We start from the raw sequence: 23,644 nt of genomic DNA, 5'->3' as shown, positions 1-23,644 counted from the left end.
ACTTCCACTTCAACCAGCTGAACCACAACTGCTTGTCATTACGTGTGATACAACGCATTGATTTTGACGTAGTCGTAAGTCAGATCACATCCCCATGCGGTACCGGCGCCGCTGCCGTCTTTCAGTCCTACAGCAATAAAAATCTCCGGGCGTGCCAGCGTTTCTGCCATCAACTTTTCATCGAAGGCTTGTGGCATCCCCTGGTCATAAACGATTGTTTCACCGATTTTGATGGACAATCCCGACAGCTCCATCTGTGCATTGCTATAACCTATCGCACAAAGAATCCGCCCCCAGTTGGGATCTTTGCCAAAGATAGCTGTTTTCACTAATGGTGAACCCACCACACTCTTACTAATCATCCGTGCGTTTAGGCTGTCTTTGGCACCGCTAGTGGTCACCTGAATCAGTTTCGTCGCCCCCTCACCATCTTTAGCGATTGCTTTGGCCAAATCTGTCATAACTGCCGCCAACATTGCTTTGAACTGGTCATATGCTGGCGTAGCTGCTGCCAACGGTGGATTTTCTGCCAGTCCATTCGCTAATACTAATACCATGTCATTGGTGGAGGTATCTCCGTCCACTGTAATTTGGTTAAACGTGGTCTCTGTCAATTCTGCTAACAGCTGCTGCAAAACCGTTGCTGTAATCTGAGCATCGGTGGTAATAAAACCCAGCATCGTGGCCATATTGGGATGGATCATGCCCGAACCTTTGCTGCAACCAGCTACCGTCACTGTTTTACCAGCGATTTCTCCTTGATAAACACTGACTTTTTCACAGGTATCCGTGGTCAAAATCGCTTGTTGGAAGCTTTGGGCATCACCAGCTTTTTGCAACTGATTAATGCCTGTCGTCACGGTTTCCATCGGTAGCGCTTGTCCGATAATTCCGGTAGAGGCCACCGCCACCAATGATGCATCAATTCCCAAAGCCTCAGCCGCAAGCTCAGTCATCGCTTTGGCGTCTTTCATCCCCTGGGGGCCGGTGCAAGCATTGGCATTGCCGGAGTTGACAATAATCGCCTGCAACTGACCGTCAGATAAAGCCGCTTTCGTATAATAGACAGGCGCAGCTTTGATTTGATTGGTGGTGAAGACACCGGCAGCCTGCGCCGGCACTTCGGAATACAGCCAGCCGATATCTTTTTTCTTCTTTTTCAAACCACAGTGGCTGCCGTCAGCGTAAAATCCTTTAGGTGCTGCGATAGTCCCGTTGATTTTTTGCATTGGCGAACACCTCCTTCTAGAATTGCCGAAAGTTCATCGGCTGTTTATAATGCAGGTTACTTTACGGATAAATCGGCACTGACTGAAGTCCGGCTGTTTCCTCAATACCCGCCCAGCGATTGTAATTTTGAACTGCTTGCCCGCTGGCTCCTTTCATCAAATTATCGATGACTCCTACCAGTGTCACGATGCCTGTGCCTTCATTTAAGCCCAATCCGATATCACAGAAATTCGTACCGGTTACTTGCCGCAGTTGTGGCAGAGTTCCTCGGGGCTGGATACGAACAAAGGGTTGCTGAGCATAAGTTTTTTGATAAGCCGTCAGCAGATCAACTTCCGTCACTCCAGAAAAGACTTTGGCGTAAGCACTCATAAAAATGCCTCGTTTCACCGGAATCAAGCTGGTGGTGAAATGAATATTCTTAATTGTCTCATCCCAAATTTGCAGCTGCTGCAAGATTTCAGGAATATGCTGGTGTCGATTCAATTTGTACATACTCATATTCTCAGCCACATTGACAAAATGACTGCTTTCACTCAGATTCTTGCCGGCACCAGACAGGCCCGATTTTCCTTCCAGAATGAACGTCGTCGGATCCACCAACTTATGGATGACCAGTGGTGCAATAGTCAGTAGCGCAGCCGTCGCATAACAGCCGGGATTTGAAATCAGATTCGAGGCTTTGTTGGCCATGAATTCCGGCAATGCATAAGTCGCTTGGTCCAACATTGCTTGGGGAGCGGCCTCTTTTTGATACCACGCTTCATAAAGTGAAGCCTCTTTCAACCGCAGATCCCCTGACAAGTCGATGACCGGAAACCCCCGCTCGACAAATACCTGGCCCAACTCCTTACAAACTCCCGCCGGTGTAGCAAAGAAAACCAAATCATTTTCCTTCATGATGAGCTCCGAATCAAAGGGCAGGATTGGCATCGTAAGTAAATGCCCTAAGTGCGGATATTCCGTTTCAATTGTATGTTTATGCAATGAAGAACCATGGAGTGTCCCGATAGACAACGAGGGGTGTCCTTGGATGATCCGCAGTAATTCTATTCCGGTATATCCTGTTACACCAACGATTGCCGCTTTCATGATCACTACCTGCTTTCTTTGAATTACTTCAAATTATAAGACTTGCTGATTTTTCTGTCAATGATTAATTATTATTTTTATCGCATTTTATGAATGGTTTATGCTAAATTCAGCTGAATAAATGTATAAAAATCAGAATTTGGTTGGAACCCCCTTGTCCAGCCTCCGTTTCCTGCCTGCGAATACGGTCTAAAGACTCCCAGCGCGCAAGCTTAATTTTCACAGTTATCTCTTCAAAACATCAATAAAGCGCGCCTTTTTTCTGCAAGATTACCAATCAAACAGATAAAAGACGCGCTAGTTTGTTTTAGTCACTCATTTTCCAATACTTCCCGCAACAAGTGCAATGCTTGCTGGATCTCAACTTGACTAACCGTTAATGCCGGCAGAAGTCGCAACACATTTTGTCCGGCTCGCAAGGTTAGCAGACCTTTTGCTTCCAGTGCGGCGCTGACTTCTGTGAGCACTTCCGGGGAAATCAGCTGAATTCCCACCATCAATCCCAGCCCCCGCACTGCAACAATCTTATCGGAGGTGATCGCCGCAAGCCCGGCAAACAGTTCTTCGCTTCGTTCATTGACCGTCTCAAAAAAGCCCGGTGCTTTCATCGTGGTGATTACTGCTTTGGCAGCAGCCATCGCCAACTTATTGCCACCAAACGTCGATCCGTGAGTCCCAGCTCCGAAAGCTTGAGCTAATTTTTGCTTGCCCAGCATTGCTCCCACCGGAATACCGTTGCCCAGTCCCTTAGCCAAAGTAAAGATGTCTGGCTGAATGTCGAACTGTTGAAAGGCAAAGAGCGTCCCCGTCCGCCCCATTCCCGTTTGCACTTCATCAACCATCAGGAGCGCGCCGGTTTCGCTGCATTTTTTTGCCAGTGCGTGGAGCCATTTTTTTTCAGCGGGGACAACCCCCCCTTCTCCTTGAATCAACTCCACCAAAACCGCTGCTGTTTGCGGATCAATCAGCGTATCGATGCTGGTCTGGTCATTGTAAATTCCATAATGAAAATCAGGAACCAAAGGCTGGAAACCAGCATGGATGCTGTCTTGACCAGTTGCAGACATCGCGCCATAGGTCCGTCCATGAAACGATTGCTGGAAGGTGACGATTTTACTTTTTCCGGTGTATTTTCGGGCCAACTTGATCGCCGCTTCGTTAGCCTCGGCACCACTATTACAAAAATAACCGACATAATCCATCTCACCAGCTAAATCGGCAGCTACTTCTTCTTGCAGGTGGTTTTCGTAGAGATTGGGCATGTGCCACAACTGTGCTGCCTGTTGGGCCAATGCGGTTTCAACTGCCGGATAATGATGTCCCAAGTTCACCACCCCGATTCCACTGGTGAAATCAAGATACGCTTTACCGCTTTGATCTTCGACTGTCAATCCTGTGCCTTTGACAATTTCAAAAGGCTTGCGGGCATAATTCGGAAATAGATGGCTCATCTCTATTCACACTCCTTTATTATATGTATTAATATACATTATATAGCAACAAACAGCAAACTTTATTCGTAAATCCACTGATAATATACATGTACAACCATTCTCTTGCGATTCAAAATAAAAAGTGCAAAGACTGTTTTACCAGCCTTTGCACCACGAAGCATAGCTATTTGAGCTTGCTTTTTCTTTATTCAGTTGCCGCTGTTTTCTCTGGTACAAGTAATCCGTCTTCCATACGCAAGATTCGGTCACTCCATTGGGTCATACGAGGATCGTGAGTGACCATGATGGTGGCTTTTTGCTTTTCATGGGCTTCTTTCACCAACAATTTCACCACATCATAGGCATGGTCCGTATCTAAAGCGGCTGTCGGTTCATCCGCCAGAATCAGACTGGGATCATTGTACAATGCCCGACCAATCGCCACTCGTTGCCGTTCGCCACCGGAAAGATCTCGTGGGTATTTATCTTTAAGGTCTAAAATATCCAGCGACGTCAAAAGTTCAGTGACTCGTTCCTTATTCAAAGGTGTTTTTTTCACTTTATCTACCAGGTAAAACTGCTCTTTGATTTTCAAGTACGGAATCAAATTTGAACTTTGCAGGATAAAGCCAATTTCTTTAAAGCGCAATTTGCTGCGTTCTTTTTCCGACAGGTTGGTGAAATCGTGTCCGTTGATCAAGATTTTGCCTGAAGTTGGGTTTTGCAGCCCGCCTGCGATGGTTAAGAAGGTACTTTTACCGGAACCCGAGGGCCCAATAATAGAAACGAATTCTCCTGGGGCCACTGCAAAATCAATGCCTTTCAGTGCTGTGACTTCGGTATGGCCGGAGCCGAAAACTTTTTTGATTTGTTGCATATCCAATGCGTTTGTCATAATACTCACCCTCCGATTGCTGTGATTGGATCGACTTTAGTGACTGTTCGAATAGAGAAGACGCCTCCCAGAACTGCCACCGCCAACAAGATCAGGCTATAAACCAACCATTGGAGCGGCAACACTTGAAATGGCATCGCTGCCGGTAAGATCAGACTGGTCAAAAAGGCCAAAATCGCAGCAGCGGCTACCCCCATAATCCCCACCATAAAGGATTGGGCGACAATGGATTTCGCAATGAAGCCATTGGAGATTCCCTGTGCTTTCATAACACCGAAGATTGGCGCCTTTTGCATCGTGATGACATACATGAAAATCCCTACTACTGCGGCTACAATCACAAACAGGAAGTAGATCATACCGTTCAATGTCAGATTCTGAGCTGAGTATCCCGGCAAAGCTTCGATGAAATCGGCAGTTTTAATCGCCTGCAGATCTTCAGCATTTTTATCGCTATTATCAAGAACAGCTTTCGCCTGTTTAACAACGATGGCGTTGATTGGTTTGCTGTCGTCATCAGAGAAAGGCTGGCTGCCGTACTTCAGATTCGTGAAGGTATCCAAAGACGTATAAACTACCGGTGAAACCAAATAGTAGGTTACTGGGAAGATACCCACAATGGTCAGCTTTTCGTCGTACTTGCCGATCGTTACCTTATCACCGACTTTGTAGCCTTCATCCGCCAAATTTTGAGAGATGATAATTTCATTTTTGGCGGCGAAATTTTTACCCTCTGTAACTTTTGGCAGCAAGAAAGCATCCTTTTCTGTTCCAAAAACAGTTACATCATTTTTAGTGTTACTGCCGTCATCTTTTTTCACTGCCCCATTAAAAACACCGATGGCAGCTTTGTCGCCAGCTGTAACCCGACTGACATCGCCACGAGTCAATTGCGAGGCATTCAAACTTTTATTGGCATCTTCCGCCAAAATTACAGTCTCGCCGTTCCAATCAGTAATGGCCTGTTCAAATTCGTGGGCCAATCCCGAAGCCAAACCTGATAACAAGAACACCACGTAAGAAACCAGTAGCATAATTCCGATAATCAAGCTGTAACGCAGTTTGGCATAACGCATTTCTTTCTTTGCTAAAAACATCGTCATTCACTTCCTCAATAGATTGCGAAAAAAATTTCTTGAAATTTTCAATTCAAGTTCCGCTTACGAAAAGAAGTATATACGCAAGGTGACACTTTGTCACCTTATTTGCTCGCAAAACGATGATTTTTTCAAAGCCCTGCTCTCATTAACGAGATCATCAGTTAAAAGGACCAACAATCAGCAGTTTTCAAGCGAAAGAAAGCTACTTATCTGATCTGGTTAAAAGTCTCCGGCTGTGAAAACTTGTGACTCTCGCTAACTTATTCGCTGAAAGAGACCTCCCATTCTTGATTCAAGGAGAAAAAACGAACGACGCTGCCCACACTTGATAAAATTAAGGATAGTGATTATTTGAAAAGACGGCAATTTTCCAATAGCTTTGATGGAAAACCGCCGTCTTTTACTTATGACCCACTTTTAAAGGCAGTAACGGAAGGATCGTTACAAATTTATTCTTATTTTTTAGACCTGCTTATTGCGCTTTTTTACGCACCAGCTGATCCACCAAACGTTGCTCTCGTCGGCGACTAACACGATAACGAGCATGAAGCATCCCGATGGCAATAATCAGCAAATCCACACCTAGCTGACCCCACAGCGGTACTTTAAAGGGTAAGATTGCCGCCAACTCTGCCGTAGCTGCGATTCCATTCAAAAGCCCGGCAATTGCAATATAAAACCAACCAGTCGTTTTATTGAAGAAATGAAACAGTGCCCGTACATCTTCTTCATCACTGAAATTATCTTTGAGTACCTTGATTCCTCGCTGCTTTTCCTTCGAGATTTTCAGCGGTGGAAGCAACCACCACCAAGGAGAGACCTGGGGATATTTCTCGCGTCCCGCCGAAAACTTTTGCAACACTCTTTTTTGCTCCGACAGTTCTTCAACTCCTTGATACAAGGGAAAAACATACAACATCCAGATTCCGATAAACGTCAGCACTACATAAATATTTGCTTCCATAGTCTTCACCTACTTTCTTCTTCAAGAATGCCGTTTTCTTAAAAATTTCGCAACTAAGCACCCTTCATTCTGTCACTGGTACATTCAATTTTCTCCTCTGGTACGGCAAAAAATTGGCTCTTCAGCAACCCTGTTTAACAAGATGTCACAAAAAAAACGACCCACCAACCATGACAGTTGGCAGATCGTTTCTTTATGATCAGAATTTGTTTTCATCGTCGATATCTTTTTGTTCTTGGTCGATATCAGATTTGACATCTTTGATCTCTTCGTCAGCATTCAGACGAGTTTCATCAGATTCAGCTTTGAAATAATCTTTGGCTTCATCAAAATCTTTCTTTTCTTCTGCTTGTTTGGCAGCATCCTTTTCTTCCAACGCACGTTTGGCTTCTTCAAAGGTTTGCGCCTTTTCACTCGGGTATTCGTCTTTTTCTGATCCTTCAGGCATTTGACCAGTTTCAAACAAAGACTTGATTGCTTTGGCATCCAGTGTTTCAAATTCCAACAGTTTTTCTGCAATCAGTTTATGTTGTGCCCGGTGAGTTTCGATGATTTCACGAGCTTTTGCATGCGCGGCATTCAAGATATTACGCACTTCTTGGTCAATCTCAAAAGCAATTTGTTCAGAATAAGCTTTGGTTTGGCCATAGTCCCGACCGATAAAGACTTGGTGATTGCCTTCATATTGCACCGGTCCAAGTTTTTCACTCATCCCGTATTCTGTTACCATGCTGCGGGCCAAAGCAGTCGCTTGCTCGAAGTCATTGGAAGCTCCGGTAGATTGGACATTGAAGATGATTTCTTCGGCTGTCCGACCACCTAAAAGACCTACGATTTGTTCGAACATGTCGTCTTTGGTCATCAGCATCTGGTCTTCTTTTGGCAATGCAATCATATAACCACCGGCGCGGCCACGAGGAATAATCGTTACTTTGTGGACTACACGCGCCCGACTCAATACCAAACCGACGATTGTATGGCCGGCTTCGTGATAAGCCACCATTTCCCGTTCCCGTTTGGAAATGACGCGGTCTTTTTTAGCTGGGCCAGCGATGACCCGATCTTCTGCTTCATCGATATCAGAGGCATCGATTTTCTTCTTGTTACGACGAGCAGCAACCAAGGCTGCTTCGTTTAAGACGTTTTCCAAATCAGCACCAGCAAAACCTGGTGTTTGTTGGGCAACGACTTTCAAATCAACATCTTCTGCCAATGGCTTGTTGCGGGCATGCACTTTCAAGATTGCTTCCCGACCTTTGACATCTGGACGACCTACCAAAATCTGACGGTCAAAACGTCCCGGACGCAACAGCGCTGGATCCAAGACATCGGAACGGTTGGTTGCAGCGATGACGATTACGCCTTCGTTGCCGTCAAATCCGTCCATCTCAACCAGCAATTGGTTCAGCGTTTGTTCCCGTTCATCGTGGCCACCGCCCATGCCGGCACCACGTTGACGACCAACCGCATCGATTTCATCGATGAAGATGATAGCAGGCGCATTTTTCTTAGCTGTTTCAAACAAGTCACGCACACGGCTGGCACCGACCCCGACGAACATTTCCACGAAGTCCGAACCGGAGATAGAGTAAAATGGCACGCCAGCTTCACCGGCAACTGCTTTAGCCAATAATGTTTTACCAGTTCCCGGAGGTCCTTCCAGCAAAACACCGGCAGGAATGCGGGCACCCAGTTCAACGAAACGCCGCGGGTCTTTCAGAAATTCCACGACTTCCACCAGTTCTTGTTTTTCTTCTTCTGCACCGGCAACGTCAGAGAAACGTACTCGGTTAGCTTTCTTGTCGGCTTCTTTGGCTTTGGACTTGCCGAAGTTCATCACTCGGCCGCCACCACCGCCACCGCCACCTTGTTGCCCCATCATCATATAGAATAAGAAGATGAAGATTACCAATGGCAAGAAGCTTACCAACAGGCTCAGCCACATGCCACTGTTGGATTGCTCTTTGATCACTGTCTTAACATTGCTATCAGCAGCTAAATCAGTGACTTCCTTTAATGTGCTGTCATTTGGCAGGATAATAGTGGAGAAATTAGTGGTCTCTGCTGCCGTACTGCCCAACACACTGAGGCCATTGTTATTAGCTACTTCTTGTTTTTCCTTGTAGTGACCGGTGATTTTGTAAGCACCGTTCACTGGCTGCACAGAAAAGTCTTTGATTTTTCCGTCTGCCAGCTGTTCTTTAAAGGTGGAGTACTCGATATCCGGCGATTGTTGACCGCCATTTCCCAAAAGGAAATAGACGATGGTGAACATCGCCAACAGCACGAGTACATAATACAAGGTATTTTTTAGAATACCGTTATTTTTCTTGTTCATGCTCGTCCTCCTCGGCTGAATTTTTTACGCTGAAAAACGTGCCTGCGTCCTCCAGCTATTTCTTAAATTGTCTTATCAATCCTGACCATTTTATTGTATCATAACTCCCAATAATTCTGTCACTAAATCGACCTTCATCCCATTAGCCGAAGCTTTTTTGACGACAAATGGGATTTTTTTGCCTTATTCAGCGGATTGATAGACAGCAGGCTTCAGTACACCTACATACGGCAGGTTTCTGTATTGTTCTGCATAGTCTAAACCATAACCCACAACAAATTCGTTTGGTACATCAAAGCCGATATAGTCAGCTTCGATTGGCACCACACGGCCTTCTGGTTTGTCTAACAGTGTCACGATTTTGACAGATTTGGCTTTACGGTATTTGAACAGATCTACCAGATACGCCAATGTTCGCCCCGAGTCGATGATGTCTTCTACAATCAACAAGTCGCGGCCTTCCACGTTAGTATCCAAATCTTTCAAAATCCGTACCTCGCCAGAAGAAACCGTTGCGTTCCCATAACTGGAAACGTCCATAAAATCAAGTTCCAAATAACAATCCATTTCGCGACAGATATCGGCCATAAAATGAATCGAGCCTTTCAATACGCCGATCACCAAAGGATTTTTGTCCTTGTATTCTTCAGTTAATTGTTTTCCTAATTCCTCGCAGCGCGCATTGATTTCCTCACGTGTCACAAGGACTTTTTCGATGTCTTTTTCCAGCATCCGTATGTGCTCCCTCCAGCAGTTGGTTTACTTGAATGCGTCCAAATCTTCCAATGAAAAATCTTTTTTGAAAATTCTCTTTAAAACCAAGCTCCACACGCCCACACTCGCCATAAACGAGACCTTGGAACAGAATCTTGGTGAAAAAAAACCAAACTATCTATCATCGGTGTTTTCAGACACATGCTATTCTTCTTTTCGATATTTATAAAGAAGTCTGTAGTGTATTTTATCAGTTTCCCGGGCAATACTCAAATAAGAAAGGGCTTGCGGCAACACGCCCAGCACCTGATCATCGACAGTGGTCATCACCCAGGAACGTTCCCTCATTTCGTTGGGTGTTTTTTTGTCGATAAAGATGCGAGAAACCTTCTTTCTGAGAGACGGGGTCAACTGAATTCGGTCACCATCTCGCCGTTTGCGAAACACTGCCTCAGTAGGGAAGTTTATCGGTAAAGGTTGATCAATCTCTGACCAAAGTTTGACTTTTTCAGGAATATCATCCGGATTGATGTAAAGATTACCCGTGACAGGATCTGGCGCCATAGCCAAAAACCCTACCCACTCATTTTGGGAAAGATATGTCCCTTCCCCCATTTTTACGCGAATCTGTTGCTCAGAAACCTCTGACGTCACCACAGGAGTTGTTGCCAAGCTGGCAGGGCCAAAAATCAAGGTGTCATACTCTCCACGAAATTGCCAACCACCGGTTAAATCTACGCGCCACTGAGGTCGCCCAGACTCCAAGCTGCGCAAAATTTGGTTCAGCTGTTCGTCATTGACTGTTACTTGCCAATTTTGCCGAATCGCTTTGGCGCAATACTGCAAGGTAAAATAGCGCTGGCCTTTAGTAAGGGACACGATTGGAGCAATGGGCAGGCGCAGACTTTCAGATTTGACTTCTGCATATTGACGGTACCATTTTTGCAACTCCTGCTCTTGCCAATCTGTCAGCCACTGTAACTGCTGCGCCAAATTTCCGAAATGAGCCAGCAGCTGCGGATTTTCCTCTTTCATTGGCGGTACGATTCGCTGCCTTACCCGGTTTCGCTGTACCTGTGGCAGATAGTTGGTGGCATCCTCATAATAGTGGATTTCGTGGGCTTTGGCATAAGCAATCAGCGCTTTTTTGGGAATATCTAAAAGCGGTCGCACCAAACGTCCGCCTCCAAAGGCCCGACGTTTGCGCATCCCGCCGGCAGTCTGAACATTGCCATCGCGCATCATCTTCATCAGCATCGTTTCCAACTGATCGTCTGCATGATGTGCTGTCATCAGCGTATCAAAGTAATGATCTTGCATCAGTTCCTGGAAAAAAGCATAGCGAAATTCCCGCGCCGCTTCTTCCATTCCGCTGACCGGTAGACTCTCCCAGCGTCGGATGTACAGCGGAATGCCCCGTTTCTCACAATACCCGCGCAAATACGCCTCTTCTTCCGCAGATTCTTCCCGCAGCTGATGATTGACGTGGGCGACTGCCAGCATAACCTCAGACTCTGTTGCTTGCACCAGTTCCAACAGCTGCAATAACACCATCGAATCCACACCACCAGAAACTGCCACCAAAATTCGACTTCCCGGCTGCCAAAGCTTCTCTTCTTTTCCCTGTCGCAAAAACCCCTGTGCCAACTCTTCCATGAATACCTCCGAAACTGCACCGACATGACTTTTTTATTTGTTATTTCTATTATAACGTCCCAACTAGCGAATAGACAGACTGAGATACGTGAGCGACAACTTTGAATCAGAAAAATCGCTGACTAATCGGCAGCCTCGCCTTCTGATCAGGTGTCTGCTGTTAACGAGTTTGCCACCTGCAACACGCAACAGGCTTCTATCTAACCAAGATTGGTTCTGTGCAAAAGCGGACCTTCTTGTGAATCAAAAGCAAAAGAAAGACCTCGGACGCTATTGCGTACCGAGGCCTCTCATCCTGTCGAATATGACTATTTATTTTCTATACGTTAGTTTCGGCGTCCGCCGCGTCCGCCCCGTTTGCCTTCTGTATTGCGGCGCAAAGAGGATAGACGATCATCGGAATCCTTCAAAAATGAACTCATCAAGGAATCGAAGTCTTGCTTGCTGTCATTGCCGAAACCGCCGCCGCGACTTTGGTTGCCGCCACTACGATTGAAAGGCTTCTTCTGACCGCTGCGAGCCGGTGCTTTACCGGCGGGAGCTTTCGTGAATTCCCGTTTTTCCTGTTGCGGTTTGTCTTGTGCTTTACGGATCGACAAACCGATTTTGCCATCGTTGCCCACTGTGGTCACGACAACAGTCACTTCATCGCCGACTTTCAACACGTCATTGATGTCTTTCACGTAGCCGTCAGAGACTTCACTGATGTGGACCAGACCGGTCTTTCTTTCCCCTAAATCAACAAACGCACCAAAATTGGTAATACCAGACACTTTTCCTTGAAGTTTTGCTCCTACTTCGATTGCCATTAACAAATGTTCCTCCTATTTTATGGGACCGACAACGACCACACTTTTCTGATGACCCGCAGCGGGAAACAAAGACGATTGTCCCACTGCAACTATCGTTAAAAAGCAAGGGGCTGCAGGATCCGGGTTGATCCTATATTTCTACTGCTTTTCAGCAGCGGTAGACGAATGGGTATCATCCAAAGCTTTTTGAACTTTTGCTTCTTCTTTGTCAGCTTTTGAAGCATTTTGATCTGGCAGCGGATAGACCGTCTCACCGTCTTTGGAATAAAAGAAGCGGCTGCGGGCCAACTTAGCCACGTAATCTTTGTCATTCAAGCGGGCAACTTCGGCTTCCAATTCTTTGACATTAGCGGCCACGATTTCGTGATCGGCAACTGTCTCGGTTTTAATTGCTTCGAGCTTTTTCACCTGCTGATAATCGTTATACAGTTGAAAGCCTACAAAAGCGAAGATGACAGCTGCGACAATGGAAATCAGTCCCAGGCGGCGTCTACGGAAAACTGCTTGCCGATGTGCTTTGATCAATTGCGCTGTCTGTTCTTTGGCATAGTCGTTATCCAAGCGAGCCACGTTGGTTTGGGGCTTTTGCGTCATGACGTCAGTCTCCTTACTTTTACTTTGCTACAACTGTATGTGAAATCCAGCAACACCCGACGTTTGAAACGCTGTTGTAACAGCATTTGCCAATCGGTCGAGGTACTATGCTCCCACTGTTTTCTTATTATACCAACTATAGTTTATGTTGTCTAACGGAAATCTAGGCTTCTTCATTCCGTTTCTCGGCAATTATTTCATACATTTTGGCAGCATCGTCTTTTTTGGTAGATTCATGCAATTCCACGATTTTGACTTCCAATGTTTTGTTGCCAAATTGAATGGTCAAGACGTCTCCAATTTTGACGGTGGAAGAAGATTTAGCCAACTTGCCGTTGATCATAATCCGCCCTTTGTCCGCCACTTCTTTGGCGACTTGACGGCGTTTGATGATCCGTGAAATTTTCAAAAATTTGTCTAAACGCATAATTTCCCTACTTTCTCAATTTGAAGGTGAGTATTTTTTTACCGAAAGGCAGCAAAAGCCACTCCCGGACAGTAAACAATTGGTTACGAATGGCTGAGCGAACAAACGCGGTGACACCGACTGAGACGCCGCCAATAGCCATCAGTAACGTGCTGAGGCGGTGGGTACGGGGATCCAGAATAATCACCAATACCAGATAATAGACCAATATCATCATAATCATGGCACCGGTGGAACGCAACAATTTCCGTGAAAAGTGTCGCTCTCGCCAAAAAGAATTGATTGCCTCGTCTTCTCTGCGAATCAAATACAAAAGGGTTACGGTCAGTCCCAGCAACGTTGCCAAACTGGCGCCGGCGGTTCCCAGAAAACGAGTAAAGGGCCAAGTAGCGATCACTTTAATCAATACTCCCCAAGCTGCTGCCTTCAACGGAATCCGAAAATGGTTCTGGCTTTGGGCAATGCTTTGATAGGCTTGGATCATCCCCATCAGAAATACCGCAAAAACGAAGAGGACCAATGGCAGATTTCCCTGCGCATCTTTGAAAAGCGCGAAGTTAATAAACGGCATCAGCAGCGCCAAACCTACTGCCGCAGCTAACGAAATACTGGCGGTTAAACGCAAATAAATTTTCGTGGTGCTCAAAAAGCGGCTGCGGTTTTTACCCAACAAGTATTTGGTCAAGGCGGGTAAAAAAGTTGAGCTGAGGGCGCCGGCCACCACCAAACCTAGTTGGACCAGCGGCTGACCTCGGTCATAAACCCCTTTGGTTACACGAGCCACCTGGGGCAACAATCCTTGTGCTTGTAGTGCATTGGCTACCAAAAATGAGTCGACTAATTGAAACAAAATCAAAAAGCCGCTGTACATGGAAACTAAACCACCTTCTAGCAGGAAGCGACGAATCAACGGTTTATCCCAACGCTGTGTCAACTGTATTTCCCGCAGTCCCAGCTGACGGCCGTTAATCTTGTTTTGATAATACAACAAAATGAGAACCGCTACACCACCGCCGCAGATTGCTCCGAACATGGCGATAGTTCCCGCCTGATAGATGGTCAATCCCAATTGACGAAAAGCAACAGCTCCTCCCAATATCACCGCCACTCGCACCAACTGCTCCGCCACTTGCGAAACCGCGGTGGGGATCATTAGCAGATTTCCTTGAAAGCTCCCTCGATAAAAGGAGAGTATCGGCACGAATAAAAAGGTAAAAGAAACCACTCGAATCAACGGTGCCAATTGCCGGTCTCCCATCAGATAAGCCAGAGGGGCTGCTCCGAGAAAAGTCAGCAGAAACAATAATACGCCGGCACCCAACACAATAGGATACAGTTTGCGAATGGCCGTCTGCTGGGCTTTTGGTGTTTCTTGTTCAGCGACGTACTTCGAGATGAATTGCGGCAGTCCCGACAGCGCTAATGTCATCGCCAAGCCATAGATTGGGTAAATTTGCTGATAAACATAGAAGCCTTCGTCGCCTACTAAGTTTTGAAAGGGCACGCGATACACGGCACTCAACAGTTTGGCGACAAAGGAAGCCGCCGTTAGGACAAAGGCTCCCTGCATCATGGATTGCATTTGATTTTTTGCCATCGATTCACCGCCTTTTCATTGGATTAAACGGGTCTTTTGTCAGACGGATCCCGTTAGTTTTTCTCAGAGAAGTGTTCCCACCTCAACTATGAAGCTCACTTTTATAAATTTTGCGACGGTATCTTTCAAAGCTGGAAAATTCCCGCTTTCTCCACAGTTTTGCTTATTCAGCTGTTACTGGTTTACTCTTATATTTTTCTGCTCGCAGTGCTTTAACGAACTCTTGTACTTCATGGAGCCAGATTGCTTCGGTCATTTTTTTGTCGATAGTCAAGGTGATGGTCATCTTGTCTTTATCCATCGCCATCCCTGCTTTCATCCGGGTAGCACCGAGAGCTTCGAACAACTGCTCCACAGTATAGGTCTTGGTCCCTACTTTGCTGAGGATAAAGCGAATCTTATCGCCGACTTTGCGGACGGTTTCCAAAAGCGCGCGATCGCCATCCATCTTGATCTGTCCGACTGTCAGCAGATGCGAGACTTCATCTGGAAATTCTCCGAAACGATCCAGCAGATCATCTTGGATCTCGTCTAAATTGTCCTCGGTCTCCATTTCCCGGATGCGCTTATAAATCTCAATTTTCTGCCGCTCGTCTTCAATATAAGTGCCCGGCAGGTAGGCGTCGATTCCCAGATCAATTTCCACTGAAGTTTTTTCATTTTGGGTGTTCTTGCCTTGTTTTCTCGCGACTGCTTCACTGAGCATTTGTGAATACATATCAAAGCCGACTGCATCGATGAACCCGTGCTGTTGCGCTCCCAACAAATTGCCCGCCCCACGAATAGAGAGGTCTCGCATCGCAATCTTAAAGCCGGAGCCCAGTTCAGTGAAATCTTTGATAGCTTGCAGGCGCTTTTCGCTGACTTCATTCAGAACTTTTTGCGGCTCATACATGAAATAAGCGTATGCCACCCGGTTACTACGGCCAACTCGTCCCCGTAGTTGATACAGAGTGGACAATCCCATATAGTCGGCGTTTTCCACAAATAACGTGTTGACGTTAGGAATATCCACTCCCGTTTCGATGATTGTTGTCGTCACTAAGATGTCATACATTCCTTCAATGAAATCAAACAGCGTGTTTTCCAGCTGAATTTCAGTCATCTGCCCATGCGCGTAAGCAATCCTGGCATCCGGCACCAACATCTGCAATTCGTCGACTTTCTTTTCAATCGTCTCCACGCGATTATAAAGGTAAAAGACCTGTCCCCCTCGCGCCAGTTCCCGCTGGATTGCTTCCCGAACAGCACCGGGATTTTTTTCCATCACATAGGTCTGGATCGGGTAACGATTTTCCGGCGGCGTCTCAATCACCGAAAGATCCCGTACCCCCAGCATGGACATGTGCAGCGTCCGTGGAATAGGCGTCGCTGTCAACGTCAACACATCCACTTGAGAACGCAGCTGTTTCAAGCGTTCTTTATGCTTCACGCCAAAGCGCTGTTCTTCGTCAATCACTAACAAGCCTAAATCAGCAAATTTCACATCTTTTGAAAGTAGGCGGTGTGTCCCCACGACAATATCCATCTGACCCGTGCGCATCTTCTCAATGGTCTCGTTTTGCTGAGCTTTGGTGCGGAAACGACTGAGCTGCCCCACATTTACCGGGAAGCCCTCGAAGCGATCAATCATCGTTTCATAATGCTGTTGGGCCAAGATTGTCGTCGGCACCAAAAAGGCCACCTGTTTGTTTTCTTTAATCGCTTTAAAAGCCGCCCGCAAGGCAACTTCTGTCTTCCCGAAACCGACATCCCCCACCAGCAGGCGATCCATTGGCCGCGGCCGTTCCATGTCTTTTTTAATCTCGGCTGTACTGCGAAGCTGATCTTCTGTTTCTGTATAAGGAAAGGCATCTTCAAACTCTTTCATATAGGCATCGTCAGGTCCAAACGCATAGCCTTTTTCAGCTTCCCGCTTGGCATACAGAGCAATCAAATCATCCGCAATGTCTTCAATCCTACCAGTAACTTTTCGCTTCGTCTTACTCCACTCACTACCACCTAATTTATTGATTTTCGGTGATTTCGACTCGGAGGCTACGTATTTTTGGATCAAATTCAGCTGCGTCACAGGAATAAAGAGCTTGTCATCGTTTTGATAGAGGATCGTCAAGTAATCTTGGTGAACGCCATCAACTTCCAGCGTTTGCATACCGACATATTTACCGATCCCGTGATTGGCGTGAACCACGTAATCACCCGGCTTCAGCTCGTTGTAACTCTTTAGTCGCTCGGCGTTGGTGATGGTTTGGCGGCGGGCTTTTTTACGCTTAACCTGTTGGAAGATTTCTTTTTCTGTCACCACAACTAAGTGGTCTTGGGGCATTTCAAAGCCATTTGCCAGTTGCGCTTCAACAATCTGGCTGCGGCCACTAATCAATCGATCAGCGGCTGCCGACACTGCATAGATGTCATGATCTCGGAAATTCTCTTCCAGCTTTTTGGCCCGTTCACTGTCGGAAACCAGGAAAATCACCGTCTGCCCTTGCTTTTCCCAACGGTCAACTTCGGTCTTTAACAACCCCATCTGGCTGAAAAACTGCTGCATGGGTCGATATTGGAAGTTCAGTATCGAAGAAAAGCGCAGATTCCCCATGCCTTTTTGGAAAAGGGCAAAATAAGTCGTAATGAAGTTTTCATCTCGGAAAAAATCGTGGCTGTTGCGACCAAATGTCTGCTCGGAAAAGATTCGCAGCTCGCTGATTTTCTGCGTCTGCCACTCGGCTTCTTCTCGTTGAATCTCTCGGTCGGTTTCCATGATTCGCGGATAGTCGTCTACAATCAAAATTGTTTCATCAGGGAAATAATCCGCCAAGCCACTTTTTTCCGGATACAAAAGATCCAGATAAAACTGGGCATTTTCGCCCGGAACCCCTTCCTGCCAAGAAGTCTGCAATTGACCAAAATATTCTTCTAAAAAGCTTTTATCTACCGCTTCTTTCGTAACAGCCAGCCGTTTGTCCAACAGTTCCTGCAAACTAGCTGCACCAATTGCCAAATCTTCAGCAGAAAAGACCAGCTCAGTCGTCGGTGTAATCACTACGGCTTCGGCATTGCCCAGCGAGCGCTGAGTTTCCACGTCGAAATAGCGCATCGAGTCCACTTCCACGTCAAAGAGTTCGATCCGCACCGGATATTCCGCTGTAAGAGGATAAATGTCGATAATGCTGCCCCGAATGGAGAACTCCCCGGGTTTCATAATCATTTGTTGTCGCTCATAGCCCATCAGAACCAATTGCTGCGGCAGGTCCTTTAAGTCCAATTCGCTGCCGATTTCCCAGCGAAACTGGGCATTGCGCCAAGTTTCAGGTTGGGGCAAGTATTTTCGAAGTGCCGCCAGAGGAACCACGTAGATTCCCGGCTTTTCAGCTGCAATCGCATTTAACGTATGGATGCGGTCGATACGAGCTTCAGGTGAGGCAAAAGCCATTTCCGCTGATAAGACTTCATCCACCGGGTACACAAAAACATCCTCGCAGACGTTCCGCAGATCATCAGCGAGTTGATTCATATAATAGAGATTTGGCGTCACTGCCAAAATAGGTCGTTTAAAATTTTCGTAGGCAGAAACCAGCGCCAGTGTTTTGGCTGATCCTGCCAAACCAGTCAGCAGTTGCCGTGCTTGCCCTTCTTTGATCTGGCGCTGCCATTGAGCTACCAGATCTGTCTGTCCTATTGCTTGGATCAAATCCATCGGTTCACCTGCTCTTTTCTTGTCATCCTGACTATCTTTTCTCTTCTTATCAGCCGTTAAAGCGGTTCATGGCAGCGGTGAAATCGCTGGTTTCCATAATAAATTCGCAGGCAGCTGTCGCTCGTTGCAGACTATCTTCTAAAAGGGGTTGTTCCTCTTTGCTAAAGCCGCTCAAGACGTGATTTACTACCGTCATCTTCGGCTGTGGTCGGCCGATACCAATCTTGATACGGTCGAATTCCTGATGCCCCAGATGAGAAATGATACTCTTCATACCGTTATGTCCGCCAGCTGATCCTTTTTGCCGCAATCGCAGCTTACCTAAAGCCAAATCCAAGTCATCATAGACCACCACTAACTCCTGCGTTTCGATACCAAAGTAGGTCATCAACGGTCCCACCGCCCGACCGGATTCATTCATAAAGGTCTGCGGTTTCACCAACAGGATTTTTTCGCCATTGACAAAAAAATCCGCCACTTCTGCTTGAAATGGGTTGCTTTTAAAAACAGCCCCATGACTGGCAGCTAAGCGGTCCACTGTCATAAAACCGACATTGTGCTTCGTATTTTCATATTTTCGACCGGGATTACCCAGACCTACGATCATTTTCATGTAGTCAAAACTTCCTTTGATTCATAAGTATCGGCTGTATTTGTGCAAGACTTGCAAACAGCACAAAAGGCTGGAGAATAAATTCTCCAGTCCAGATCAGCGCTTTTTTCGATTATAGCACAGCTTGCCGAAATCTGACTTGCCTTATCCAGCGGTTTTGGGTTTCTTTAAGAAAATGCGCGCATCTGCTACGCTTCCGCTCTTTTTTAATGTGGTTTTCTCTCCATTTTAAAGCTTTCCTATAGAAGAACTTCCCTAACTAAAATTTCTGGTGAGTTACTGTTGGCATGCTGGCGTCACTAGCAGTGTGCCAGCTATCTGCTCTATCTGGCTATTCTATCTGAAAAAATCTGCGAATCTTTTCCAACTTTCTTCAGTTCTCAAATAAAAATTGGCTAGTTCATTTAGAAAACCCTCTCGCTCCAAACTGTACCGCTTTCATTTTTGATAATTGAAATCTGTGTCTTTATAATTATTTCACAAATCGCCTATACCTTGCCAATGTAACCCTTATCAAAATTAATACAGTTAAATAAACTGTTACACTCAAAGGCATATTACATGACAAACCAAAAGGTAAATGATACGATTGCTTTGGTTAGTGAAAGACAAGACATATTCAATATGCGAAAGGACGGAAATAGTCATGACGAACACTGAAAATAAAGCTTTGAAAGACCACCAAAAAGTCATCTTGGTAGGAGACGGCGCAGTCGGCTCCAGCTATGCATTTGCCCTGGTTACCCAAAATATTGCACAAGAAGTCGGGATCGTGGACATCAATGTCAAGAAAACTGAAGGTGACGCACTGGATCTTACAGATGCTTTGGCATGGACTTCTCCTAAGAAAATCTATGCTGCAACTTATGCCGATGCTCACGATGCCGATTTGGTCGTCATTACTGCCGGCGCACCACAAAAACCAGGCGAAACACGTTTGGATCTGGTGCACAAAAACTTGAAGATCAACCGTGACGTTGTAACGCAAATCGTTGCTTCTGGTTTCAACGGAATCTTTTTGGTAGCTGCCAACCCAGTAGATATCTTGACTTACGCAACTTGGAAATTTTCAGGTTTCCCTAAAGAACGGGTTATCGGATCCGGTACTTCTTTGGACTCTGCACGTTTCCGTCAAAAAATCGCTGAAATGGTCGGCGTTGATGCGCGTAACGTCCATGCTTACATCTTGGGAGAACACGGCGACTCTGAATTCCCAGTATGGTCACATGCCAATGTCGGCGGCCTGCAAATTTACGAATGGGTGAAAAACAATCCTGACGTGGATGAAGAAGCTATGGTTAACCTCTTCTTTGGTGTCCGTGATGCAGCTTACACCATCATCGACAAAAAAGGCGCCACTTTCTATGGAATCGCAGTAGCCTTGGCTCGGATTACTCGCGCTATTTTGGACGATGAAGGAGCCATCTTCCCATTGTCAGTCTACTTGGACGACCAATACGGCCAAAAAGACATTTATATCGGTGCACCTTCTGTCGTAAATGCACAAGGTGTCCAACAAGTCATTGAAATTGAGCTTTCCGACTCTGAACAAGACCGGATGAACGCTTCTGCTAAGCAGTTAAAAGAAATCTTGGATCAAGCCTTTGAAAAATTGGCTGAAGAAGATGCAGCTGCTGGGAAATAATCCCGTCACCTGCACAGATCCTTACCGGGAGCTTGACCGACCGCGGCAGCTTCCGGTTTTTTTCTGTCTTTTTTAGAGGATCGCTGCCGTTTTCCTGTTGTATTTCTCTGTTAACGGTGAGTTCTTAAATATTCTCTTTAGCATAGAACAAGTTGCTAGTAATTTGACCAAATCATGCTATTATTGTGCTAGAATTAAGACTTGTAACTTGAAATCATTACATATAAGGAGTTAAGCCTATGTCCAGAAGCTCACGACGCAAAAAGAGCGGAAAGAAAAAGTATGTGATTATCGGGTTGTTGGTCCTGTTGGTTGGGTTGACCACAGGTTACGGCGTTTACGCCAGCAATTACTCGGACCGCTTTTTGCCGAATACCAAAATAAATGAGACCGATATCAGCGGAATGACTGTTGCTGAGGCTAACGCCGCATTGAAAAAGGCCACGAAAGAATCTTCCTTTACTATCACTGATGACGGTAAGGAGTGGAAAACACTGCCTTTGTCACAGTTGGGATTGAAGACAGATTTCAGCAACGACCTGTCCAAACTCATGCAAAAGCAGAGCCAGTGGTCTTGGGGCGTAGCCTATGTTTTTGCCGGTGAAGACGCTCAAATCAATGGGCTGTCCATTGACCAACAGGAGCTGAACCAAGCTGCCGATCAAATCAAAAACGAGTTGACAACACTCAATGAAAGCCGCACCAAAACACAAGACGCAACATTGACCAAAGGCGAAAATGGCTTCACCATCACACCAGAAGTCAATGGGAACTCCGTGGATGTCCAAGCAGTCACTGACGATTTGAAAAAAGCAGTCAATGATGACAAAGAATCTATGGAACTACTGGACTACACCCAACAGCCGAAAGTCCATGCCAACGACGAATCTTTGCAACAGGAAATGACCAAGTTGAACAAAGTGGCCCAAGTTGAAGGTTACTACAAGATCAACGGGGAAACCTTCCAGATTCCAGTTGCTTCAATCGCTGACTGGTTGAATTACAAAGACGGCAAAGTTACCTTGGATCGTGACAAAGTCAAAGCCTATGTGAGTTCATTGGGTGACAAGTACAATACTTCTACTAATCCAACGACCTTTAAGAGCACAAAACGCGGCGATGTCAGCGTTCCTGCCGGGACCTTGAGTTGGACAATTCAAGTAGATACCGAAACGGATGCTTTAACTGAAGCAATCTTAAATGGTGAATCTTTCACCCGTACTCCAGTTACCAAAGGCAGTGCCAGCGCAGGAAATCCGATGGTAGGCAATACCTATATCGAAGTCGATATGGAAAGCCAACACATGTGGTATTACAAAGATGGTGCCGTCGCATTGGAAACGGACATCGTAACGGGCCGACCACCGAAATTTTCAACTCCCGCTGGTGTCTTTTATGTCTGGGACAAAAAGACCAAAGAAACTCTTCGCGGCGAAAACGAGGACGGCTCAAAATACGAAACACCGGTAGAATATTGGATGCCTATCGACTGGGAAGGTGTCGGTCTTCACGACTCCAGTTGGCAATCTGCTTATGGTGGTGACCGCTACTTGACCCACGGCTCTCACGGCTGTATCAACACTCCACCGGAAGTCATGAAGCAACTCTTTGAAATCGTCGAAGAAGGAACACCGGTTTTAGTGTTCTGATGAATAAAAAAACAGGGACAACCGCGTCATAATCAGCGGTTGTCCCTGCTTTTTTGCTTTTTGAGAGCTCACTTGTCTCACTCACCGTTTTCCGATTCTTCGGGAATTGCCTTGACTCGTAAAATATCCAAGAAGAAGGTGAAGACTGGAATTCCTACAATTAAGCCCCAGACACCAAAAAGTCGTTCAGCCACCAGCAGAATCACAAAGGTGTAAAAAATCGGTAATTCTGTTCGGCTGGACATGAATTTCGGGTTGAGCACATAAGCTTCTAAGAGGTGGATCACCAGAATCATCACCAATACAAAGATCAGATCGTTCAGTCCGCCTTGGGAATAAGCGATAAACGACAGCGGCACACACGAGATGATGACGCCGGCTACCGGGATTAAACTGAAACAAAAGACCATCAATCCCAAACTCGGCAATTGGTGAAAGCCCATCACCGAAAGACCAATCAGTGTCAGTACCGTGTTGACCACCGCAATAAAAAATTGTGCTTCCAACACCACACCGAATGTTTCAATAAATTTTTTAGCAAAGTAGTACAGGTCTTTAAAGTACCAATCAAACTCGCTAGTCAGAAACAAGCGGGTAAAGCTCTTCATTTTATCCAGTTCAATCATGTAAAAGAAGCTCAATAAAAAGGACATAGCAAAGGCAAAAGCCAACTCCCCAAAGACTTGCAAGTAGCCAAAGACAAAATTTGCACCGCCTTTTAACTGGTCCATGAAGTCGCTTCGTTGGATATACTGCTGAATATACGCTACCAGTTGATTGGATCCTGCCGGCTGACTTTCATAAAAATCGACTGCTGAATCCACCATCCGCAACGTTTCCCGCAGTAGCAGCGGCACATATTTCGTCAAAACAAAATACAACAGCGCCAAAATACTACCATATAAAAGCAGGCTAATCACCGAGGTCTTGATGCCGATAAAGCGTTGAACGACTTTCACTAAACGGATAGATAAATAGGTAAAAATAAAGGTCAACAAAATTGTCGTAATCATACTGCGGGCTAGATACAATACCAACACCACACTTAGCAGCACGAAAAAACGTCGCAGTTTTACATTTTCGACAAATCGTCGGTAAATCGTCATGCGCTCACCTCACTATTTTTAGTCAACGGCAACCAATTTGCCGCAACAATAACTTGTTTTTTCCAGTTGCTTTTAAACAGCTGGC

General features: G+C 45.9%; 18 protein-coding genes. 2 read left to right on the top strand and 16 right to left on the bottom strand.

Features of this window, described 5'->3' with window-relative positions:
• Positions 1-38 precede the first annotated feature (38 nt).
• From argJ to pth, 15 genes are all read right to left on the bottom strand, one after another.
• Complete coding sequence (gene argJ, locus ACOMA8_RS05385) at positions 39-1,229, bottom strand: bifunctional glutamate N-acetyltransferase/amino-acid acetyltransferase ArgJ (protein WP_421369159.1); 1,191 nt, start codon at positions 1,227-1,229, stop codon at positions 39-41.
• A gap of 61 nt (positions 1,230-1,290) precedes the next feature.
• On the bottom strand, positions 1,291-2,322 hold the full coding sequence (argC, locus tag ACOMA8_RS05380; RefSeq protein WP_421369157.1) for an N-acetyl-gamma-glutamyl-phosphate reductase: 1,032 nt from the start codon (positions 2,320-2,322) through the stop codon (positions 1,291-1,293).
• A gap of 311 nt (positions 2,323-2,633) precedes the next feature.
• Positions 2,634-3,773: an acetylornithine transaminase gene (locus ACOMA8_RS05375; RefSeq protein WP_421369154.1), complete on the bottom strand. Its 1,140-nt coding sequence runs from the start codon at positions 3,771-3,773 to the stop codon at positions 2,634-2,636.
• A gap of 187 nt (positions 3,774-3,960) precedes the next feature.
• Positions 3,961-4,650, bottom strand: a complete 690-nt coding sequence (locus ACOMA8_RS05370; protein WP_421369151.1) for an ABC transporter ATP-binding protein — start codon at positions 4,648-4,650, stop codon at positions 3,961-3,963.
• Positions 4,651-4,655: 5 nt separating this feature from the next.
• Positions 4,656-5,747, bottom strand: a complete 1,092-nt coding sequence (locus tag ACOMA8_RS05365) for an ABC transporter permease (RefSeq protein ID WP_161898455.1) — start codon at positions 5,745-5,747, stop codon at positions 4,656-4,658.
• A 475-nt stretch (positions 5,748-6,222) separates the two neighbouring features.
• On the bottom strand, positions 6,223-6,714 hold the full coding sequence (locus ACOMA8_RS05360; protein WP_161898454.1) for a hypothetical protein: 492 nt from the start codon (positions 6,712-6,714) through the stop codon (positions 6,223-6,225).
• 199 nt (positions 6,715-6,913) lie between these two features.
• Positions 6,914-9,052 carry an ATP-dependent zinc metalloprotease FtsH gene (gene ftsH, locus ACOMA8_RS05355; RefSeq protein ID WP_421369148.1) on the bottom strand — a complete coding sequence of 713 codons (2,139 nt, stop codon included), beginning with the start codon at positions 9,050-9,052 and terminating at the stop codon, positions 6,914-6,916.
• A gap of 183 nt (positions 9,053-9,235) precedes the next feature.
• A complete protein-coding gene (gene hpt / locus ACOMA8_RS05350; RefSeq protein ID WP_161898452.1) occupies positions 9,236-9,784 on the bottom strand; it encodes a hypoxanthine phosphoribosyltransferase in 549 nt (182 codons plus the stop codon).
• A 186-nt stretch (positions 9,785-9,970) separates the two neighbouring features.
• On the bottom strand, positions 9,971-11,422 hold the full coding sequence (gene tilS, locus ACOMA8_RS05345) for a tRNA lysidine(34) synthetase TilS (protein WP_421369145.1): 1,452 nt from the start codon (positions 11,420-11,422) through the stop codon (positions 9,971-9,973).
• 326 nt (positions 11,423-11,748) lie between these two features.
• Positions 11,749-12,231 carry a S1 domain-containing RNA-binding protein gene (locus ACOMA8_RS05340; RefSeq protein WP_161898451.1) on the bottom strand — a complete coding sequence of 161 codons (483 nt, stop codon included), beginning with the start codon at positions 12,229-12,231 and terminating at the stop codon, positions 11,749-11,751.
• A 141-nt stretch (positions 12,232-12,372) separates the two neighbouring features.
• Positions 12,373-12,828 carry an FtsB family cell division protein gene (locus ACOMA8_RS05335; protein ID WP_161898450.1) on the bottom strand — a complete coding sequence of 152 codons (456 nt, stop codon included), beginning with the start codon at positions 12,826-12,828 and terminating at the stop codon, positions 12,373-12,375.
• A 163-nt stretch (positions 12,829-12,991) separates the two neighbouring features.
• Entirely contained in the window at positions 12,992-13,255 is a 264-nt protein-coding gene (locus ACOMA8_RS05330) for an RNA-binding S4 domain-containing protein (RefSeq protein ID WP_161898449.1), read from the bottom strand.
• A gap of 7 nt (positions 13,256-13,262) precedes the next feature.
• On the bottom strand, positions 13,263-14,852 hold the full coding sequence (locus tag ACOMA8_RS05325; RefSeq protein WP_161898448.1) for a putative polysaccharide biosynthesis protein: 1,590 nt from the start codon (positions 14,850-14,852) through the stop codon (positions 13,263-13,265).
• A 163-nt stretch (positions 14,853-15,015) separates the two neighbouring features.
• Entirely contained in the window at positions 15,016-18,546 is a 3,531-nt protein-coding gene (gene mfd, locus ACOMA8_RS05320) for a transcription-repair coupling factor (RefSeq protein ID WP_421369139.1), read from the bottom strand.
• Between the two features lie 49 nt (positions 18,547-18,595).
• Positions 18,596-19,159 (bottom strand): aminoacyl-tRNA hydrolase, encoded by a 564-nt coding sequence (gene pth, locus ACOMA8_RS05315; RefSeq protein WP_161898446.1) that lies wholly within the window; start codon positions 19,157-19,159, stop codon positions 18,596-18,598.
• Between the two features lie 646 nt (positions 19,160-19,805).
• On the opposite strand from pth, the gene ACOMA8_RS05310 reads away from it, so the two are divergent.
• Positions 19,806-20,804: an L-lactate dehydrogenase gene (locus ACOMA8_RS05310; protein WP_161898445.1), complete on the top strand. Its 999-nt coding sequence runs from the start codon at positions 19,806-19,808 to the stop codon at positions 20,802-20,804.
• Between the two features lie 239 nt (positions 20,805-21,043).
• Positions 21,044-22,453 carry a L,D-transpeptidase family protein gene (locus tag ACOMA8_RS05305; RefSeq protein ID WP_161898444.1) on the top strand — a complete coding sequence of 470 codons (1,410 nt, stop codon included), beginning with the start codon at positions 21,044-21,046 and terminating at the stop codon, positions 22,451-22,453.
• Positions 22,454-22,530: 77 nt separating this feature from the next.
• Here ACOMA8_RS05305 and ACOMA8_RS05300 read toward each other — a convergent pair whose 3' ends face one another.
• Positions 22,531-23,559, bottom strand: a complete 1,029-nt coding sequence (locus ACOMA8_RS05300; protein ID WP_161898443.1) for an AI-2E family transporter — start codon at positions 23,557-23,559, stop codon at positions 22,531-22,533.
• Positions 23,560-23,644: the final 85 nt, after the last annotated feature.

This window comes from Enterococcus infantis (genome assembly GCF_049166715.1).
GTDB lineage: Bacteria > Bacillota > Bacilli > Lactobacillales > Enterococcaceae > Enterococcus_C > Enterococcus_C leclercqii.
The sequence above is the reverse complement of the archived record's forward strand: the minus strand, read 5'-3'. Positions and strand labels throughout refer to the sequence as shown.